This window comes from Lacisediminihabitans sp. (genome assembly GCF_036404185.1).
Lineage (GTDB): Bacteria > Actinomycetota > Actinomycetes > Actinomycetales > Microbacteriaceae > Lacisediminihabitans.
In genome coordinates, this window is sequence record NZ_DASWPB010000076.1 from 1 (window position 1) to 16,908 (window position 16,908).

18 protein-coding genes and 1 other RNA gene are annotated in these 16,908 nt (G+C 68.0%); 15 read left to right on the top strand and 4 right to left on the bottom strand.

Features of this window, described 5'->3' with window-relative positions; translation table 11 throughout:
• On the bottom strand, window positions 1-644 hold a 644-nt coding region (locus tag VGC18_RS04300), incomplete at its 3' end, for a hypothetical protein (protein ID WP_331094578.1).
• A gap of 268 nt (window positions 645-912) precedes the next feature.
• Between VGC18_RS04300 and VGC18_RS04305 the strand changes: the two genes are divergently transcribed.
• Together VGC18_RS04305 and VGC18_RS04310 are read left to right on the top strand one after the other, a co-directional pair.
• Entirely contained in the window at window positions 913-1,188 is a 276-nt protein-coding gene (locus tag VGC18_RS04305; protein ID WP_331094580.1) for a hypothetical protein, read from the top strand.
• Between the two features lie 104 nt (window positions 1,189-1,292).
• Window positions 1,293-2,246, top strand: coding sequence for a sigma-70 family RNA polymerase sigma factor (locus VGC18_RS04310; RefSeq protein WP_331094582.1), 954 nt, complete (start codon window positions 1,293-1,295; stop codon window positions 2,244-2,246).
• On the opposite strand, the gene VGC18_RS04315 is transcribed toward VGC18_RS04310, so the two are convergent.
• The 3 genes from VGC18_RS04315 to VGC18_RS04325 all read right to left on the bottom strand — a co-directional run bounded on the left by VGC18_RS04315 (window position 2,243) and on the right by VGC18_RS04325 (window position 5,457).
• Entirely contained in the window at window positions 2,243-2,428 is a 186-nt protein-coding gene (locus tag VGC18_RS04315; RefSeq protein ID WP_331094584.1) for a hypothetical protein, read from the bottom strand. The genes VGC18_RS04310 and VGC18_RS04315 overlap by 4 nt on opposite strands.
• A 148-nt stretch (window positions 2,429-2,576) precedes the next feature.
• Window positions 2,577-2,897 carry an ATP-dependent DNA ligase gene (locus tag VGC18_RS04320; protein WP_331094586.1) on the bottom strand — a complete coding sequence of 107 codons (321 nt, stop codon included), beginning with the start codon at window positions 2,895-2,897 and terminating at the stop codon, window positions 2,577-2,579.
• A gap of 115 nt (window positions 2,898-3,012) precedes the next feature.
• Window positions 3,013-5,457 (bottom strand): ATP-dependent DNA ligase, encoded by a 2,445-nt coding sequence (locus VGC18_RS04325; protein WP_331094588.1) that lies wholly within the window; start codon window positions 5,455-5,457, stop codon window positions 3,013-3,015.
• A 101-nt stretch (window positions 5,458-5,558) separates the two neighbouring features.
• Between VGC18_RS04325 and VGC18_RS04330 the strand changes: the two genes are divergently transcribed.
• The 13 genes from VGC18_RS04330 to VGC18_RS04390 all read left to right on the top strand — a co-directional run bounded on the left by VGC18_RS04330 (window position 5,559) and on the right by VGC18_RS04390 (window position 16,866).
• The gene (locus tag VGC18_RS04330) at window positions 5,559-6,416 is read left to right on the top strand and encodes a Ku protein (protein ID WP_331094590.1); all 858 of its coding nucleotides are present in this window, start codon (window positions 5,559-5,561) and stop codon (window positions 6,414-6,416) included.
• Between the two features lie 6 nt (window positions 6,417-6,422).
• Window positions 6,423-6,689, top strand: a complete 267-nt coding sequence (locus tag VGC18_RS04335; RefSeq protein WP_331094592.1) for a DUF7218 family protein — start codon at window positions 6,423-6,425, stop codon at window positions 6,687-6,689.
• A 19-nt stretch (window positions 6,690-6,708) separates the two neighbouring features.
• Window positions 6,709-7,194 carry a DUF6328 family protein gene (locus tag VGC18_RS04340; RefSeq protein ID WP_331094594.1) on the top strand — a complete coding sequence of 162 codons (486 nt, stop codon included), beginning with the start codon at window positions 6,709-6,711 and terminating at the stop codon, window positions 7,192-7,194.
• A 135-nt stretch (window positions 7,195-7,329) separates the two neighbouring features.
• Complete coding sequence (locus VGC18_RS04345) at window positions 7,330-7,494, top strand: hypothetical protein (RefSeq protein WP_331094596.1); 165 nt, start codon at window positions 7,330-7,332, stop codon at window positions 7,492-7,494.
• Window positions 7,495-7,654: 160 nt separating this feature from the next.
• Entirely contained in the window at window positions 7,655-8,584 is a 930-nt protein-coding gene (locus tag VGC18_RS04350; protein WP_331094598.1) for a DMT family transporter, read from the top strand.
• Complete coding sequence (locus VGC18_RS04355; RefSeq protein WP_331094600.1) at window positions 8,577-11,159, top strand: purine-cytosine permease family protein; 2,583 nt, start codon at window positions 8,577-8,579, stop codon at window positions 11,157-11,159. Before VGC18_RS04350 ends, VGC18_RS04355 begins: the two co-directional genes overlap by 8 nt.
• A gap of 43 nt (window positions 11,160-11,202) precedes the next feature.
• Complete coding sequence (locus VGC18_RS04360) at window positions 11,203-12,021, top strand: Nif3-like dinuclear metal center hexameric protein (protein ID WP_331094602.1); 819 nt, start codon at window positions 11,203-11,205, stop codon at window positions 12,019-12,021.
• 21 nt (window positions 12,022-12,042) lie between these two features.
• A complete protein-coding gene (locus VGC18_RS04365; RefSeq protein ID WP_331094604.1) occupies window positions 12,043-12,783 on the top strand; it encodes a zinc ribbon domain-containing protein in 741 nt (246 codons plus the stop codon).
• 41 nt (window positions 12,784-12,824) lie between these two features.
• Window positions 12,825-13,231, top strand: an RNA gene (gene rnpB / locus VGC18_RS04370) — RNase P RNA component class A.
• A gap of 71 nt (window positions 13,232-13,302) precedes the next feature.
• Window positions 13,303-13,728 (top strand): hypothetical protein, encoded by a 426-nt coding sequence (locus VGC18_RS04375; RefSeq protein ID WP_331094606.1) that lies wholly within the window; start codon window positions 13,303-13,305, stop codon window positions 13,726-13,728.
• 163 nt (window positions 13,729-13,891) lie between these two features.
• Window positions 13,892-14,716 carry an ABC transporter ATP-binding protein gene (locus VGC18_RS04380; protein WP_331094608.1) on the top strand — a complete coding sequence of 275 codons (825 nt, stop codon included), beginning with the start codon at window positions 13,892-13,894 and terminating at the stop codon, window positions 14,714-14,716.
• 11 nt (window positions 14,717-14,727) lie between these two features.
• The gene (locus VGC18_RS04385; RefSeq protein WP_331094610.1) at window positions 14,728-15,588 is read left to right on the top strand and encodes an ABC transporter permease; all 861 of its coding nucleotides are present in this window, start codon (window positions 14,728-14,730) and stop codon (window positions 15,586-15,588) included.
• A 168-nt stretch (window positions 15,589-15,756) separates the two neighbouring features.
• Window positions 15,757-16,866, top strand: coding sequence for an ABC transporter substrate-binding protein (locus VGC18_RS04390; RefSeq protein WP_331094612.1), 1,110 nt, complete (start codon window positions 15,757-15,759; stop codon window positions 16,864-16,866).
• Window positions 16,867-16,908: the final 42 nt, after the last annotated feature.

Below are 16,908 nucleotides of genomic sequence, written 5' to 3' on the forward strand. Positions count from 1 at the left end.
GTGTAGTGCCAGTGCGCCCCGTTGGCGTAGTGACTGCTCGCCCAGGGCGATGCCCAGATGGCCTGCTCGATGACCTCCGTCGGCGCCGAGGCGGCGAAGGCCGCAGCGATCGCGCGGAAGACCGAATTGCGATGGAGGTTCTCCGCCGCCATCTGCGCGGCGACCACGAGGTTCGGGTAGGTGCCGGTTCCGCCGCCGCCGCCCGAGCCCCAGCCATTGTTGAGCGGGTTGTTGCGGTTCCACCAGCTGCTGGTGCCGTTCTCCTGGCGCATCCAGCGCACCAGCACCGTGACGTTGCTGTCGGACAACGGCCAGCCGGCGGACTGGAGCACGAGCTTCGCCCAGTCGTAGTTGGTACCGCTCGCCGCCAGGGTGACCATGCCGGGTGTCGCCGAATAGCCGTCACGGTTGGTCTCGGCGGCCGCCACCTTCTCCGAGGCGGTCAGCGTCTGGGCGCGGCCGGTCGAGGAGTCCACGAGCGTGATCCTGCCCGTCGGCATCGGCGGGGCGAGGGCGAAGGTCGCGAGCAGCGCCAGCGATCCGGCGGCCGCCCCCGCGGCGAGCCGCCTGCTCGTGCGTCGTGGCGCGCTCGGCGGTCGCAGCGCCGCACGGAGGGCGACGAGGAAACGAGGAGAGTGTGTCATGAGGCGTGCTGTCCTATGCCGGCGGATCGAAGCGGCATGCCCGAAGGCGGGTCAGGGGTCGAGGATACCAGGAGGGTCTGGCCCCTCCCTGGGCGAGCGCTTGTCGTCGCGCCCCCGCATCGGCCGGGCCGCGGGACGAGCACATCACCCCCGTATGGGGGAGGACATTAGGGCGCCCGTCGTTCCCTGTCAACCCCTTGCCGGGCGGTGCCACTTCTTTTTAGCCTGGCTAAGCGACAGGACGAGACTAGTCAGTCTCGTCTCATTAATGGATCGAAGCACGGTCGAGGAGGTCGGTGTGATGGAGGAGGCAAAAACCCTGGTCGTCCGCCACGGGGGTCGGGAGTACCCGACGAGCGAGGAGATGGCTCACATCTTCCGTCGTCAGGCCGATCGTGTGATCGGGGCGGGCCAGCCCGATCTGGTGGTCCTGCGTCATCTGGCCGGTGTCGACCTGCTGTTGATCACCGGTCGTGACTGCTACACGATCTATCGCTCCCGCACGGAGGTCCACACGGACCGGCCGGTGCTCGCCAGGGGGTGACCGCGGCCTTTTAGTTGGCCGACGGTCCGCTGTCAAGGCCGTCGCCGTGAGGGAATGTCGTCCAATACGCTATCTGTAACCATTTTGGGGGTCAAAAAATGAGTATGACAACGTACGAAGCCTTTGAGGGAACCGCAGCACTCCAGAGGGGACCGGCCCAGGTATCCACCGATCCGTTGCGCGACTATCTGCAGAGGATCGGTCGCGCACCGCTCCTCACCGCGGACGAGGAGGTCGCCCTCGCCAAGCGCATCGAGATCGGCGTGCTCGCCGGCGAACGGCTCGAGACCAGCCCGGACCTCGACGGCAAGGCGAAGCGCGAACTGCAGTGGCTCGTCAGGGACGGCGAGAACGCCTACAACACCTTCATCTGCTCCAACCTCCGGCTCGTGGTGAGCATCGCGAAGCGCTATGCCGGGCGGGGCCTGCCGATTATGGATGTCATCCAGGAGGGCAACCTCGGCTTGGTTCGTGCCGTCGAGAAGTTCGACTACACGATCGGGAACAAGTTCTCCACCTACGCCACCTGGTGGATCCGGCAGTCGGTGCTGCGTGGCATCGCCGACTCCAGCCGGATCATCCGCATTCCGGTGCACACGGTGGAGAAGATGGACAAGCTCGATCGTGTGCGCCGCGACCTCGGAGCAGAGCTGGGCAGGACCCCCACCGTCGTCGAGGTGGCGGACGCGGCCCAGGTGACCGTGGAAGAGGTGCTCAAGCTCGCCAAGACGGAGCATGACACCATCTCGCTCGGCATCCAGATCGGCGACGACGGGACGACCGAACTGGGCGATCTCATCGAGGACACCGACATCCCCGAGCCTTTCGAGGCGGTTGAGCTCGATCTGCGGCACGACGACATCCGCCGCAGGCTGGATGCCCTGCCCCAGCGGGACGCGACGGTCATCCGTCTGCGCTTCGGCCTCGAGGGGCGTCCGGCGATGACCCTGGACGAGGTGGGGGAACTGTACGGGATCACGAGGGAGCGGGTCCGTCAGCTCGAGACCCGCAGCCTCAAGCGCCTGCGTTCGCCCGAGCTGCAGGCCTATCTCGCCTAGGAGTCGGTCCGCTTGCTTCTCCGGAGGTAACCGGGATGCTCCTGCTCCTCGGCGGCCTGCTCGAAGGAGACGTCATCCGGATGCTCCGGCGGGGTCTCGGAGACCTCGTCCTCCGCCGGTTCCCGTTCGCTGTCGGGCTTCGGCTGGATGTTCTCGTGGCGGTCGTCGACGTCATCGGCCATGCGCCTCGGCTCCCTCTCGCTCTACCCTCGACGATCGGTGACATCGCCCGTTCGATAGAGGCTAAGCGGCCCCGATGAGGTCATCAACCACCTTGACGCGGAGTCGGATGCATGATGCGCCGGATGCATGATGCGCGGGGGAGCGGCGTCACTCCTCGGTGGTCTTGCCCAGCGCTCCGACCTCTTCCGTCAGCTGCAGCCCCTGCGCGCTGTTCGAGGACAGGGTCAGCACCTCGAGCCACTCCCGGTTGATCTTCGGCATCCGGCCGCCGTTGTACCGGAAGACCATGGGGATCGCCGGGTCCAGCCAGATCGCGCTGCGGCCGTCCCCCACGCTCTGCTCGTCACGCCAGGAGAAGAAGAAGCTCTCCCCCCGGCGAAGCTTCAGTCCGATGACAAGCTGCAGGTGGGCGAGGACACGATCGTCGAAGATGACCTCGATGGTCGGACCGTACAGTAGCTTCCCCAACGGATTCTCCATTTTTCATCGCTCGAGAGGGATCCCTCTGCCGACGTGACGGACCGCTCATGGCGCCCGCCACGGTGTGGTGGTGCCCGGGAACGGGCATATCCGATGGTAGCCCTTACTCGGCTCTCACCTCGTCGGGGCCCTTGTCCGGTCGCCATCCCCGCCACGACGGCTGGCGCAGACGGCCCGTCGACGTCCACTCCGCGAACTCCACCTCGCCGACGAGATCGGGGGTGACCCACCGGGCATCCCTGGCATCCGATGCCGGGACGCCCGATAGGGTCGCCTTCCGGCTCGCCAGCGGGGGAAGCACCCGGTTCAGCTCCTCGAGCTGGCGGTCGCTGAAGCCGGTGCCGACCCGTCCGACATAGCGGAATCCGTCCCCGTCGGGGATGCCGAGCAGCAGCGAGCCGACGCCGGAGTCGCGCCGACCGTTGCCCGGTCGCCACCCGCCCACAACGACCTCCTGGGTGCGGTGGTGCTTGATCTTGATCCACGATCGCGAACGGCGACCGGACTCGTACCGACCGTCGCGCTGTTTGGCGACGACACCCTCCAGGCCGAGCTCCCTGCTCGTGGTGATGGCCTGTTCGAGATCGCCGGTGAAGGCCGGGGGAAGCCGCATCGGGCCGCCGGGGACCTCCTCGACGATCCGCTCGAGGGTGGCCCGACGCTCGTCGTAAGTCCGACGGATCAGCGATGCGCCATCGGTCTCGAGGACGTCGAAGACGATGAAATGCACGGGCGCGGCCGCCGCGGCCCGCGCGACATCGGCTGGGCCGGTCAGGTTCATTCGGGTCTGGAGAAGACCGAAGTCCGGGCGTCCGCGTCGATCCAGTGCGACGATCTCGCCGTCGAGGATCGCCGCGTCGACGCTCAACGCCTCCGGGATCGCGGCCAGCTCGGGATAGGTCGCCGTCATGTCCTTGTCGTTCCGGCTGGCGATCCGGACCGCCCCGTCGTTGGCGGAGACGATCGCCCGGATGCCGTCCCACTTCATCTCGAAGGTCCAGTCCTCCTCCTCCGAGATGTCCCGTGGCGAGCCGAGCGTCGCGAGCATCGGCCGGATCGTCGACACCTGCGGCCGAGGGACGCGTTTCCCGGGCGCGGTCGCTGCGGCCGCGGTCTGCGGCTTCATCAGATGGATGAGCCAGTTCTGCGCCGCCTTCCCCTCACCTCCCGTGTGGATGAGTGCGAGCCTGCGAGGTCTGCCGAGGCCGCCATCCGGTCTGCCGTGCAGCGTCACGATGATCTCGTCGTCACTCCATTTCTCCAGGTCGTAGCTGCCGGCGTCCCAGATCTCGACCTCTCCGGCACCGTATTGACCGGCCGGGATGGTGCCCTCGAAGGAGCCGTAGGCGAGCGGGTGATCCTCGGTCTGGACGGCGAGATGATTGACGGCCGGTTCCGTGGGTACTCCCTTCGGCAGCGCCCAACTGACGAGCACGCCGTCGTGTTCGAGGCGGAAATCGTAGTGCAGTCGGCTCGCGTGGTGCTTCTGGATCACGAAGGACCGTCCGTGGCCGGCGATCGCCGGTTCGGAGGGAACCGGCTCGGGGGTCTTGCTGCCGTCGCGCATGCTCCGGTACTTCTCCAGCCGATCCCGTTTCGGGGCATCGGCGAAGCCGCGCATCCGGTCCGCCGTCGGTTCGAGGGAATCCAGATGCCCCGCGATCAAGCCGGCGAGCGGGTCACCGCGCCGCTTCACCCTGCGGAGCACCTCCCGGTAGTCGAGCTGGGCGAGATCCTTGTTCGCGAGTTCCCGCCAGGTGCGTGGTGCCGCGACGGTGGGCTCGAAACGGCCGCGCAGGGAATACGGGGTGACCGTCGTCTTCGAGCCGTTGTTCTGGCTCCAGTCGAGCAGCACCTTCCCCGGACGCAGCGCCTTCTTCATGTCGCTGACGACGAGATCCGGATGGTCGGCCTCGAGTGCCCGCGCCAGCTCATGGGCGACCGCCGATACCTGCTCGGAGGTCTGCTTGCCGTCGAGCGCCGCGTACAGGTGGATGCCCTTGCTCCCGCTCGTGACGGGCATGGCCGTCAGCCCCATGTCGGTGAGGATCGCGCGGACCAGTCTCGCCACCTCCGCGCACTCGGCGAGCCCGACCCCCTCTCCGGGATCGAGGTCGAGCACCAGACGGTCGGGATTGCGCCGGATACCGGTTCGCCCGAACTGCCACTGCGGGACGTGAACCTCGAGCGTCGCGATCTGGCCCAACCAGATGAGCGTCGCGCTGTCGTTGACCAGCGGATAGTCGTTGCTGTGATCGCTGTGCTCGATGGTGCGCCGCGTGACCCACGACGGGGTCGAGTCGTCCAGATTCTTCTGGAAGAACATCTGGCCGGGCTTCTCGGGTGTACCCACCCCGTTGACCCACCTCTTGCGGGTGGCGGGCCGGTTTGCGGCATGGGGAATGAGCACCTCCGCGATCTCCGCGTAGTAGGCCAGGACATCACGTTTGGTTGTGCCCGTCGAGGGATAGAGCACCTTGTCGAGGTTGGTCAGCGAGATTCGATGGCCATCGACGGTGACGGTCTCCGACGTCGAATTCGATGCCACTGGTCCTCACTCGGGTCGTGTCAGCCTGGCCGCGAATTTACACCGAATCGAGGCGGCGTCAAGGCCGCGCCTTCCCGGGCGGTTTGTTGTGCAATGGAGGGATGCGAGCGATCTGGACGGGAGCGATCACCTTCGGTCTCGTGAATGTGCCGGTCAGGGTCTACAGCGCGACCCAGGATCACGATCTTCCGCTGCATCAGGTGCACGACAAGGACGGCGGACGAATCAAGTACCAGCGTCGCTGCGAGGTCTGCGGAAAGATCGTGGCCTACGACCACATCGACCGGGCATTCGAGGATGGAGACAAGACGGTCGTCCTCACCGAGGACGAGTTGTCCACACTCCCCGCGGAGAGAAGCCGCGAGATCGAGGTCGTCGAGTTCGTTCCGAGCGATCAGCTCGACCCGATCCGATTCGATCGGAGTTACTTCCTGGAGCCGGATTCGAAGTCGCCGAAGGCCTATGTGCTGCTCCGGCGCACCCTCGAGGAGACCGATCGCACCGCGATCGTGCACTTCTCGCTCCGGCAGAAGACCCGGCTCGGCGCGTTGCGGGTCACGGGCAAGGTGCTCGTCCTCCAGTCGCTGCTGTGGGACGACGAGGTCAGGGAGGCCGACTTCCCTTCCCTGGACGAGCCGGCCAGGGTATCGGCCAAAGAGCTGCAGATGTCGTCCTCGCTGGTCGACAGCTTCGCCGCGGACTTCGATCCGACGAAGTTCGGCGACGAGTATCAGCAGGAGCTGAGGAAGCTGATCGACGCGAAGCTCACGGAGGGCGAGGCGATCGACACGGCCGGGACCTTCGGCGAGGAGGAGGACCAGGGCGAGGGCGGTGGAGAGGTCCTCGACCTCATGGACGCGCTTCGCAAGAGCATCGAGAAGAACCGGGGCGGCGGGGCCGCCCCGAAGAAGACCACCGCGCACAGGACCGCACCACGCAAGACCGCACAGAAGGGATAACTCGTCATGCCCGGTTCGAACAATCCGTCTCTCAAGGACCCGAAACTCTACGAGGAGCTGCGCGACGACGGCGCCTCGAAGGAGAAGGCGGCCCGCATCTCCAACGCGGCGGCGAAAAAGGGACGGTCCGCCGTCGGACGCACCGGCGGCCGGTCCGGTGACTACGAGGAGTGGACCGTCACCGATCTGCGCAAGCGGGCGAAGGAGCTGGGGCTCTCCGGTTATTCGGGCAAGACCAAGTCGCAACTGATCACTCAGCTGAGGAACCACTAGACCCAGGAGCGAGGCGCCGATGGCGAGGCAGGACCCGGATGCCGACATCCAGCGGGATGGTCGACAGGAGACGGCGAACGAACGATCCGATCGCAACTGGAACGAGATCGTCCAGGAGCTACGGGTCACCCAGACCGGAACCCAGATCCTCACGGGATTCCTGCTGACGGTGGCGTTCCAGGCCCGGTTCGCGATGCTGGATCCCTTTCAAAAGGGGACCTACCTCGTCCTGGTCGGACTCGCGGTGGCGGCGACCGCGCTCGGCCTCGCGCCGGTGAGCCTGCATCGTGCGCTGTTTCGGAGGCGCGCGAAGGGGGAGGCGGTGAGAATGGCCGACCGCTTCCTGCGGGCGACGCTGACGGCCGTCGCGATCCTCGTCGTCGGTGTTGTGCTGTTCATCGTCGACGTCGTGGTGGGACGGACGGCGGGGGTCGTGGCCGGGGCCGCCACCGTCGTCGCGATCGCCTCGGTCTGGCTGCTCGTACCGCTCCGCGCCAGACGGTAGCTGGGAGCCTGGGCAGGGCCCGTACGCCCTGTCACCGGGAAATCAAGCCCCTGTCCAGGCGACACCGGGGTCCATACAGTTGTGGGGGTCCGGAGCGCGATCGCGCACCGGGCACCGACAGAAAGGCTCAAACTCGTGAATCTCCTCTTGGTCATTATTGCGATAATCGCCGTTGTCCTTCTCGTGACGGGCGGTTTCGTCCAGTCGCTCAACTTCCTCCTCTGGGTTGGAATCGTTCTCGCGATCATCGCGATCATCGTTTTCCTCGCGAGGGTCATCACGGGCCGCCGCAGCCTGTAGTCCATTTCTCGTGGTGGGGCGGTCGGCCGTTCGCCGAGCGCCCCACGGCTCGTTAAATCCCCGCGGGGCCCTCTCCGGCGGACCCCTGTCTCGCGGACCCGGTGGTCTCATGAGCAGATCGTCCCTCCGCTCGGTGCCGGTCGCCCTAGAGTCGGTGTTTATGGATGCAGGGATCACCGTCGGCGATCGGCGCACCGGGGTTCCCGCGCTGGTCGCCGCGTCCGTTCTCTGGGGCACGACGGGGACGGCGGCCAGCCTCCTCCCGCCGAGCGTGAGTCCCCTCGCCGTCGGCGCCGCGACGATGACCGTCGGCGGCCTGCTCCTCTTCGCCTTCTCCGCGAGGAGCGCCGTGCGCGCCCTGCGCGCCCGGGCATCCCGGCCGTGGCTGCTGTTGGGGGCAGTCGGCGTCGTCGTCTATCCACTGGCCTTCTACTCGGCGATGGGCCTGGCCGGCGTGGCGGTGGGGAACGTGGTCAGCCTCGGCTCCGGCCCGGTCTTCGCCGCGCTGTTCGAGTGGGTGTGGGAACGCCGTCGCCCTACCTCGTCGTGGTTCGCCTGCACGCTGGTCGCCGTGCTCGGCATCGGCCTGCTGGCCTGGTCGGGGGCGGCCGCGGATTCCTCGCGACCGGCAGGGGTGGCTCTCGGCCTGCTCGCCGGACTCTGCTACGCGTTGTACACCTACGCGTCGTCCCGGGCGATCGGCCGGGGCGGGAGCGCGCGCGGGGTGATGGGAGGTCTGTTCGGGGCCGGCGCGGTCCTGCTGGTCCCGGTGCTTCTCCTGCTCGGCGCACCGCTGCTCCAATCGTCGGCGACCGTGGCCATCGGCCTTTATCTCGCCATCGGCCCGATGTTCGTCGCCTACCTGTTCTTCGGAGTGGGTCTGAGGTCGATCCACAGCAGCAGGGCGACGACGATCACACTCATCGAGCCGATCGTCGCGACGGTGCTCGCGGTCCTCGTGGTCGGGGAGCGGCCGTCACTCGGCGGGTGGATCGGTCTCGCGCTCGTCCTCGGCGCGGTCGCTGTGGTCGCGACGGCCCGTCAGCCGGACGAATCCCCGTCGGCCCCGTATCATGTGGGGCATGGCTGACGACGACGAGGACGGTCCGTTCGGCTCGCCAAACCCCCCGACGGGCCCGCGGAGATCGACATACACGCCTCCGCCAACGGGAGCGTTTCCTCCCATTCCTCCCGTTCCCGCTGCGGAGCCGGAGGCCTACGACGACGACGATCTGGCGAATGCCCTCGCCGAAGAGGTGTTCCGGATCACCCATCCCGGTTCGCGTCCGCCGACCCCGCCGGCCGAGCCGGCGCGGTCGGCCCCCACCCCGGACGAACCGCTCCCGACCGTGCCCCTTTCTGCGCCCGAGGCCGTTCTTCCCGTCCCGCCGAAACGGCGTTCCCTGCCCGACACCGACCTGATCCGTTCGCTGGGGGAGGAGGCCGACCGCTCGAGCGATACCGGAAGCCTCATCGACAGGCTGGAGGCCGAGCTGAGGCTGCGGCAGGCCGAGGCGCGGGAGATGCAGACCTGGACCCAGTCGATGCTCGCGATCGGGAGCCCGGAGGCGCTCGCTTCCGTCGACGAGACCCGCGCCGACCCGACGACCTCGGAGGGTCCGCACCGGTTCCGCAGTTCCTTCGCGCCGCCTGAGCCGGGAGAGCTCGCACCGGCGCGATCCGGGGAGGGCGTGCCGTCTGCCGCCGAACCGCTTCCCTCCGCGGAGGGGCAGGCGCCGACACCCGACACGCAGCCGCCCGTCTACGACCTGATCGAGCCGGCCGTTCCGGAGCCCGCCGACCTCGGCGAGGTCGTCCCGCCCCTTCTGGACTCCCTGTTCCAGCCGCCGACTGCGTCCGTCGTCGAGCAGCCGCCGGCGCCACCCGAGCCGCAGACCGCCGTATCGGAGCCGGACTTCGAGGCCCTGATCGCCGGCGCGAGTGCCGGCGTGGCCATGCCGGCCGAACCGATCGACTACGTTCCCGCACCCCGGGTGGAGGGTCTCGTCGGCGCGGCCGGTCCCGTCTTCCGGGAGCCGACCGGCCTGCCCCTCGACGATGTCGACGATTTCGACGACGTCGATGAGACGGACCGCGCGCCGGAGGAATCCGTCCCGCTCGCAGACACACCGGACGCCCGCAGCGCTCTCTCCGCCGTCGCGAGCGGATCCGTCCTTCCCGACGTGCTGCCGTCTGAGGATCCCGCCGAGGTGGCGGAGCTCCGCCGGACGCCGGTATTCCGGGTGGAACGGATCGGAGCGGAGCCGACCCCGATCGACCATCGTGTCGGGAGGGCCGCCCGCCTGTTCTGGCTCTGGTTCGCGGTGAACTCCTCCGTGCTCGGCCTCGCCTTCGGCGGCGTTCTGTTCTCGCTCGGGATGAGCCTGCGGCAGACGATCGTCGCGGCCTTCGTCGGGGTCGCCCTCTCCTTCCTTCCGCTCGGCCTCGGAACCCTCGCCGGCAAGTGGAGCGGCCAGCCGACCATGATCGTCTCCCGCGCCTCGTTCGGCCTCGTCGGCAACGTGGTCCCGGCGGTGCTCGCGGTGATCTCGCGGCTGTTCTGGGGTGCGGTACTGCTCTGGCTGATCGCCGCATCCACCGCCCATATCCTCGTCGGCGCGGATCTCTCCGGCCCGCTCGACGAACGGCAGCTCATGCTCATCGTCACGGCCGCCGGTTTCCTCATCGCCCTGGCCGTCGCGGTTCTCGGTTATGGGCTGGTCGCGCGCATCCAACTCGTCCTGAGCATCGTCTCCGGCCTCCTGATCGTCGGGCTGGTGGCCATGACGTGGTCGTCGATCGACATCGGCACCGCGCTGACCGTGGGCGACGGACCGTGGATCCTCGTGGTCACCGGCGTGGTGCTGGTGTTCAGCTTCGTCGGCCTCGCCTGGGCGAGTGCGAGCTCCGACGTCGCCAGGTACCAACGCCCGGGGAGCTCCGGTGCCACCTCGATGCTGTGGGCCTCCTTCGGAAGCGCGCTGCCCGCGTTCCTGTTGATCGGCTATGGGGCCCTTCTCGCGGCATCCGATCCGACGCTGGCGGACGGCCTCGCCGGGCATCCGCTTGATGCGATGGCCGGACTGCTGCCGTCGTGGTACCCCGTTCCCCTCATCGCGGCGACCGCGCTCAGCCTCCTCTCCGGTGTTGTCCTCAGCATCTACTCCGGTGGATTCGCCCTGCGGGCGATCGGGCTCCGTCTCGGGCGCTCCTGGTCGACGGCGATCGTCGGAGTCCTGTTGTTCGCCGCCGCGATGGTCATCGGCCTCACGGTGACGGACGTCACCTCCGTCTTCCGCGACCTGGCGACGACTCTGGCCGTCCCGGTCGCGGCCTGGGCCGGGATCTTCGCCGCGGAGATGATCCTCCGACGCCGGCGATTCGATGCCGAATCGCTCCTCCACCGGGGCGGGATCTATCCCGCCGTGAGCTGGGTGAACCTCTCGATGCTTGTCGTCGCGGCTGCGGTCGGCTTCGGATTCACGAGCGCGACCGTCGGCTGGCTCGGCTGGGAGGGATACCTGTTCACCGTTCTCGGTGTCCCGCTGACCGGCCAGCTCGCGGGCACGGACCTCGGGGTGATCGTCGCCCTCGTGCTGGGGCTGCTCACCCCCTTCGTCTCCGGTCTCCCGCGGATCAGGCGTCAGGAGAGCTCGATCGGCTGAATCGGGCGGCTCGGACACCGGGCCGGAAAGTAGACTTGCCTGCATGTCTCACACCGTCGCCGACGTCAACACGGTCGTCGAACGACTCTGGCCGCTGGCCGGTGCCGAACCCTGGGACGCTCCCGGTTTCCTCTCCGGCGATCCGGCGGCGACGGTCGACTCGGTCCACCTGGCCGTCGATGCGGTCGTCGAGGTGGCCGACGAGGCCGTGGCCGCTGGGGCGGATCTCCTCGTCGTGCATCACCCGCTCCTGCTGCGCGGGGTGACGAGCGTCGCGGAGGATCGGTACAAGGGTGCGGTGCTGGCCCGGCTCATCCGCGGCGGCTGCGCGCTCATCGCCGCCCACACCAACGCCGACGTGGTCGAGACGGGGACCTCCGCCGCCCTGGCCGAGCGCCTCGGGCTGGTCGATCCGCGTCCCATCGTCCCGTCGGACGTGCCCGGCCGCGGGATCGGCAGGCAGGGGCGCCTCATGGAGCCGACCACCCTGGGCAGGCTGGCCCGCCTCCTCGGCGAGATCCTGCCCGCGACGGCATCCGGCATCCGGGTCTCCGGCGACTACGACAGCCCGGTCGCGACGATCGCCCTCTGCGGCGGCGCCGGCGACTCCCTGCTTCGCGAGCCGGCCGTGCTCGCCGCCGACGTCTACATCACCTCCGACCTGCGCCACCATCCCGCCTCGGAGTTCCGCGAGAACGCGAGGCTCGTTGGCGGCCCGGCGCTCATCGACGTCTCCCACTGGGCCAGCGAATGGCTGTGGCTGGAGACCGCGGCGGAGCAGCTCGCGGCGGCGCTTCCCGGTCTTGCCGTCACCGTCAGCGACGTACGCACGGACCCCTGGGACTTCACGATTGTCCAATAACCGAACACGAACGAGGCATCAATGGCACTGAAAGCCGCACCCGACGCTCAGGCTCACCTTCTCGAGCTGCAGGCGATCGACACCCGCCTTCAGCAACTCGACCACCGGGCGAAGATGCTGCCGGAGGTCGCCGTGTTGGCCGGCCTGTCAAGCGAGGCCGACGCCCTGCGGGTCGAGATGCTCGGCGCGACGGGCGCGGTCGAGGATGCGCGGCTCGAGCTGTCCAGGGTGGAGGCCGACGTCGCCGTCGTCGAGGCCCGCATCAAGCGGGACACCGATCGCCTGCAGGCATCCAGCTCGCTGAAGGACGTCGCGGGCCTCGAGAGCGAGCTGGCCGGGCTGAGGAAGCGCCAGCTCGACCTCGAGGAGATCGAGCTGACCGTCATGGAACGGCTCGACGTCCTCGAGGCGGCCGGCGCGGCGCTTCAGGGGCGATACGACGAGCTCCAGGCGAGGATCGCGGAGGTCACGGCCGAGCGGGACGCGGCGCTCGGCACCCTGACCGGCGAACGTGCGCACGCCGTGGCCAACCGCACGACGATCGCGAGCAAGCTGCCGGAGGACCTGCTTGCGCTCTACGAACGGCAGCGACAGCGGTACGGCACCGGTGCCTCGCTCCTGCGCGGCGGCGTCTCCAGCGCGAGCGGGGTGAAGCTCAACGCGGACGACATGGCGCAGATCCGCGCCGCGGCGCCCGACGACGTGCTGCTCTGCCCCGACAGCAGCGCCATTCTCGTCCGCACGGCGGAGTCCGGTCTCTGAACCAGCGGGGCCGCAGCCGGTGCCGTAGGCTGACATCAGAATGGGTCGGCAAGACGGTCGCGTCGATTCCCGTGCCTCTCGGGGTACGGGGGTCGCCGAGGAACGTCCGGGCTCCACAGAGCAGGGCGGTGGGTAACACCCACCCGGGGTAACCCGCGAGAAAGTGCAACAGAAAGCAGACCGCCACGGGCCTGGGCCTTCGGGTCCCGGTTCGTGGTAAGGGTGAAACGGTGGTGTAAGAGACCACCAGCGGCCCGCGTGATCGGGTCGGCTAGGTAAACCTCGCCCGGAGCAAGGTCAGACAGAAAGCGTTACGGGCGGCTCGTCCAGCTTTCGGGTAGACCGCTAGAGGTGTGCGGTAACGTACATCGTAGATAGATGGCCGTCGAGGGTGCCTCTTCTCGAAGAGACACCCAGACAGAACCCGGCGTAACAGCCGGCCCATTCCCCGGGTTCGGCGGACGACCGGGGCCTCCGACCGGAAACACGGGCGAAACGCGTCCTTCCTAGACTGAGCGCATGCCTGCGACCAACGCGCCCGCTTCTCCGGAGTGGCGGCGCTTCGCCGCCGGCTCGGTGGAACGGCGCATGCTCCTGGCGATGAGCGCCGAATGCGGAGTCGAGTTGCGTCCGCGGCCCCTTGTGCTGGGGAAGAACAGCCGCATCGAGGCGGAAGGCATCGACCTCGACGGACGGATCGTCGTCCAGCTCGTCGCGAACCAGGGGGCATACAAACCCTCGTACCGCAACAAGGTGATGGCCGATCTGTTCAAGCTGCTGTGGTTGCGCTCGAGCATCCCCAGTGCCCGCCGCGCCGTTCTCGTCGTCACCCAGGTGGTCGCGCAGGCGCTAGGCGGATGGGTCGCCGTCGCCGCGAACGACCTGGGGATCGACGTGTACGTCTTCGACGGCGACCGGGTGGAGCGACTGCCCAGCGAGAGTTAACCTGCGCGCAATCTGGACGGGCGATTTCCCGAAACATGATCCGGATAGCGTCTTCACCAAGACGCGGATTCCGCGTGGCAGACTTCGAACTCGCTACGCACGCTCTCCGCCATATAAGAGCAGGCATTCGTGCCCGCAGACGGTATGGAGGGTGTTTATGGCGATGCCAGCTGTTGAATTGAGTTCGGTCGGCAAGGTGTACGGGTACGGACCGTCGGCGATGGTCGCGCTGAACGACGTGGGGCTCTCGATCGAGCCTGGCCGTTTTGTCAGCCTCATCGGTCCGAGCGGGTGTGGCAAGTCCACCCTGCTGCGCATCGTCGCCGGCCTCGAGGCGGCCGACCGAGGCACGGTCCGTGTCCACGACGTCAGCCCGGAGGAGGCCTGCGCGGCCAAGCTCATCGGCTTCGTCCCGCAGTCCCCGGCTCTGCTGCCGTGGTTGCCGGTGCTCGGCAACGTGACCCTTCCCCAGAAGATCAATCGCGACGCGCCCAGCAGGCGCGAGCGCATCGGTCAACTGGCGGACCACGGGCGCGGCAAGACGCAGCCGGACATGATGGCGCTGCTGATCCGGGCCGGGCTCGGGGACGCGATCCACAAGCTGCCCGCCCAGCTCTCGGGCGGCATGCAACAGCGGGCCGCCATCGTCAGGGCCTTCGGCCTGCAGCCGGATGTGCTGCTCATGGACGAGCCGTTCTCCGCCCTCGACGAGTTCACCAGGGAGAGCCTGCAGGACCAGCTCCTCGACCTGTGGGACGAGCTGAAGACCACCGTGCTGTTCGTCACCCATTCCGTCTCGGAGGCGGTGCGGATGTCCGACACCGTGGTGGTGATGGCCCCCCGCCCCGGTCGCATCGTCGACCTCATCGACATCGATCTGCCGAGGCCGCGCAATCAGCGTTTGTTCGAGGAACGCCGGTTCCACGAATACGAGGATCTGATCCGGGATCGGCTGCACAGCGCCTGGCGATCCACCGATGCGGCGTGAGGGGAGACGAGATGAGTGTCGCAACCGAACGAGTCGGAGTGTCGTCGTCCGCCACCCTCGAGCCATCCGCCGAACCGTCTCGGTTCAGCCTCGGCCACCCGCGGTCGCACCTCGGCTGGGTCCGTCCCCGCATCTGGCTGCCGCTGGTCGTCATGCTGGCCGTCCTCGGCGGCCTGTGGCAGTGGGGAGCGGCGGCCATGCCGTATCTCCTCCCGCCGCTTCCGGCGATCGGCGAATCGCTGTCGACCAACATCGGTTACTACCTCGGCAACGCCGTCGTCACGCTCGGCGAGGCGGTCGCGGGGCTCGCGATCGGTTTTCTGGTCGCCTTCGGCATCGCCGTGCTCATCAGTGAGCTGCCGGTGGCCCGCCGCGCGATCATGCCGATCGCCGTTGTGCTCAACGTCACGCCCCTGGTGGCCATCGCCCCGGCCCTCGTGGTCGCCTTCGGCTTCGGCCCGCTGCCGAAGCTGATCATCACGGCCTTGATCTGCTTCTTCCCGATCCTGATCAACACCGCCGTAGGACTCCGCTCCGTTCCGCAGCAGGTGCTGCAGGTCTACAAGACCATGAACGCGAGCCGCCTGGAGATGCTTGTGCACCTGCGCATCCCCAATTCGCTTCCGTACCTCTTCGCCGCCCTACGGATCGTGTTTCCCCTGTCCATCATCGGGGCCGTGGTCGCCGAGCTGTCGGCATCCGGATCCACCGGGGGCCTCGGCACCGTCATCAGCGTCGCATCGTCGATGAACCAGCTGGCAGTCGTGTACTCCGCGATCTTCGTGCTCGCGGTCATGGGCGTGCTCCTCCTGGCCATCGTCACCCTCATCGAGCGCCGCCTGCTGCACTGGCATGAGAGCTCGACCGACTAGCCGCCCCTCGACCCGCTGACCTTCGACTCGCAGTCCCTCGGCCCGCCGATGCGGGAAGGTCTGCCGCCCGTCCTCTCCCGCTTGACGCGGTGTCTCGGCGTCCCCCGACCATCCGCGCAGAGAACACCCCTGTACCCACCACTGCACCCACCCCTGAAGGAGCGTCCCATGCAGCACCGTCTCATCACGACCGGCCTCGCCACCCTCGCCGCCGCCGTGCTCACCCTCGGCCTGGCCGCCTGCGGCTCCGGGTCCGATTCCGGGTCGAAAGACACCGGCTCGGCCATATCCTCCAAACGATGCGCGGAGAACAAGGCGGCCGGCACCATCGCCTATCTGTCCGGCTACCAGTTCCAGTCCTCCGCATCGATCCTCGAGTACATCGCGGCGAGCAAGCTCGGCTACTTCAGCGACCTCTGCCTGGATGTGCAGCTCAAGCCGGGCACGGGCGACACCGCCCAGAACACCAAGCTTCTCGCCAGCGGACAGGCGACCGTCTCCGCCATCGCGCAGCAGGACCTCATCCAGGCGAGGGCCAATGGGATCGATATCGAGGGCATCTCGTCGTATTCCAACGCCGGGCTCGACATCCTCATGACCAACCCCGACATCACCGACCTGAAGCAACTCGACGGCCAGGTCGTCGGCCACAAGGGATATGTTCCCGCCGCCGTCGAGGCGATGATGGTCAAGGAGGGCGTCGACTGGGACTCGCTGAAGCTGGTCAAGGAGGGTTACGACCCCACGGTGCTCCCGCGCAAGCAGGACGGGCTCGCCGCCCTCACCGGCTTCGTCTCCAATGAGCCCAACCAGCTGGCTGCGGCCGGTGACAAGGTCACGGTCTGGCAGCCGGTCAAGTACGGCATTCCGAGCTCGCTCGGTGCGATGGCCGTGAACCCGGCCTTCGCCAAGGCGCACCCCACGGCGGTCCAGGACGTTCTGCGTGCGGCCATCCACGCCTACGACTACTGCTCCTCGAGTGACGCCCACGTCCAGCAGTGTGTTGGCTATGCCGCGGACCTGTCCGGCGCGACCTACGACAAGAAGCTCAACGCGACGATCTGGAAGACCGAGACCACGGTGGCGAAGGACAATCCGACACCCGGCCAGCCCTTCGGCGGAATCGACGAGAACAACGTCAGCAGCCTCGTCGACATGCTGCACCAGTTCTCCATCATCCCCGCCTCGGTCACGAGCGCGAAGGCCGCCGGGTGGTTCGACAACTCGTTCGTCACGGCGATCTACGACGGCGACAAGCTCATCTGGCCCGCGCCGTGACCGCCGGACCCCGCGCATCCTCGAACCCCAACGGAAAGGCCA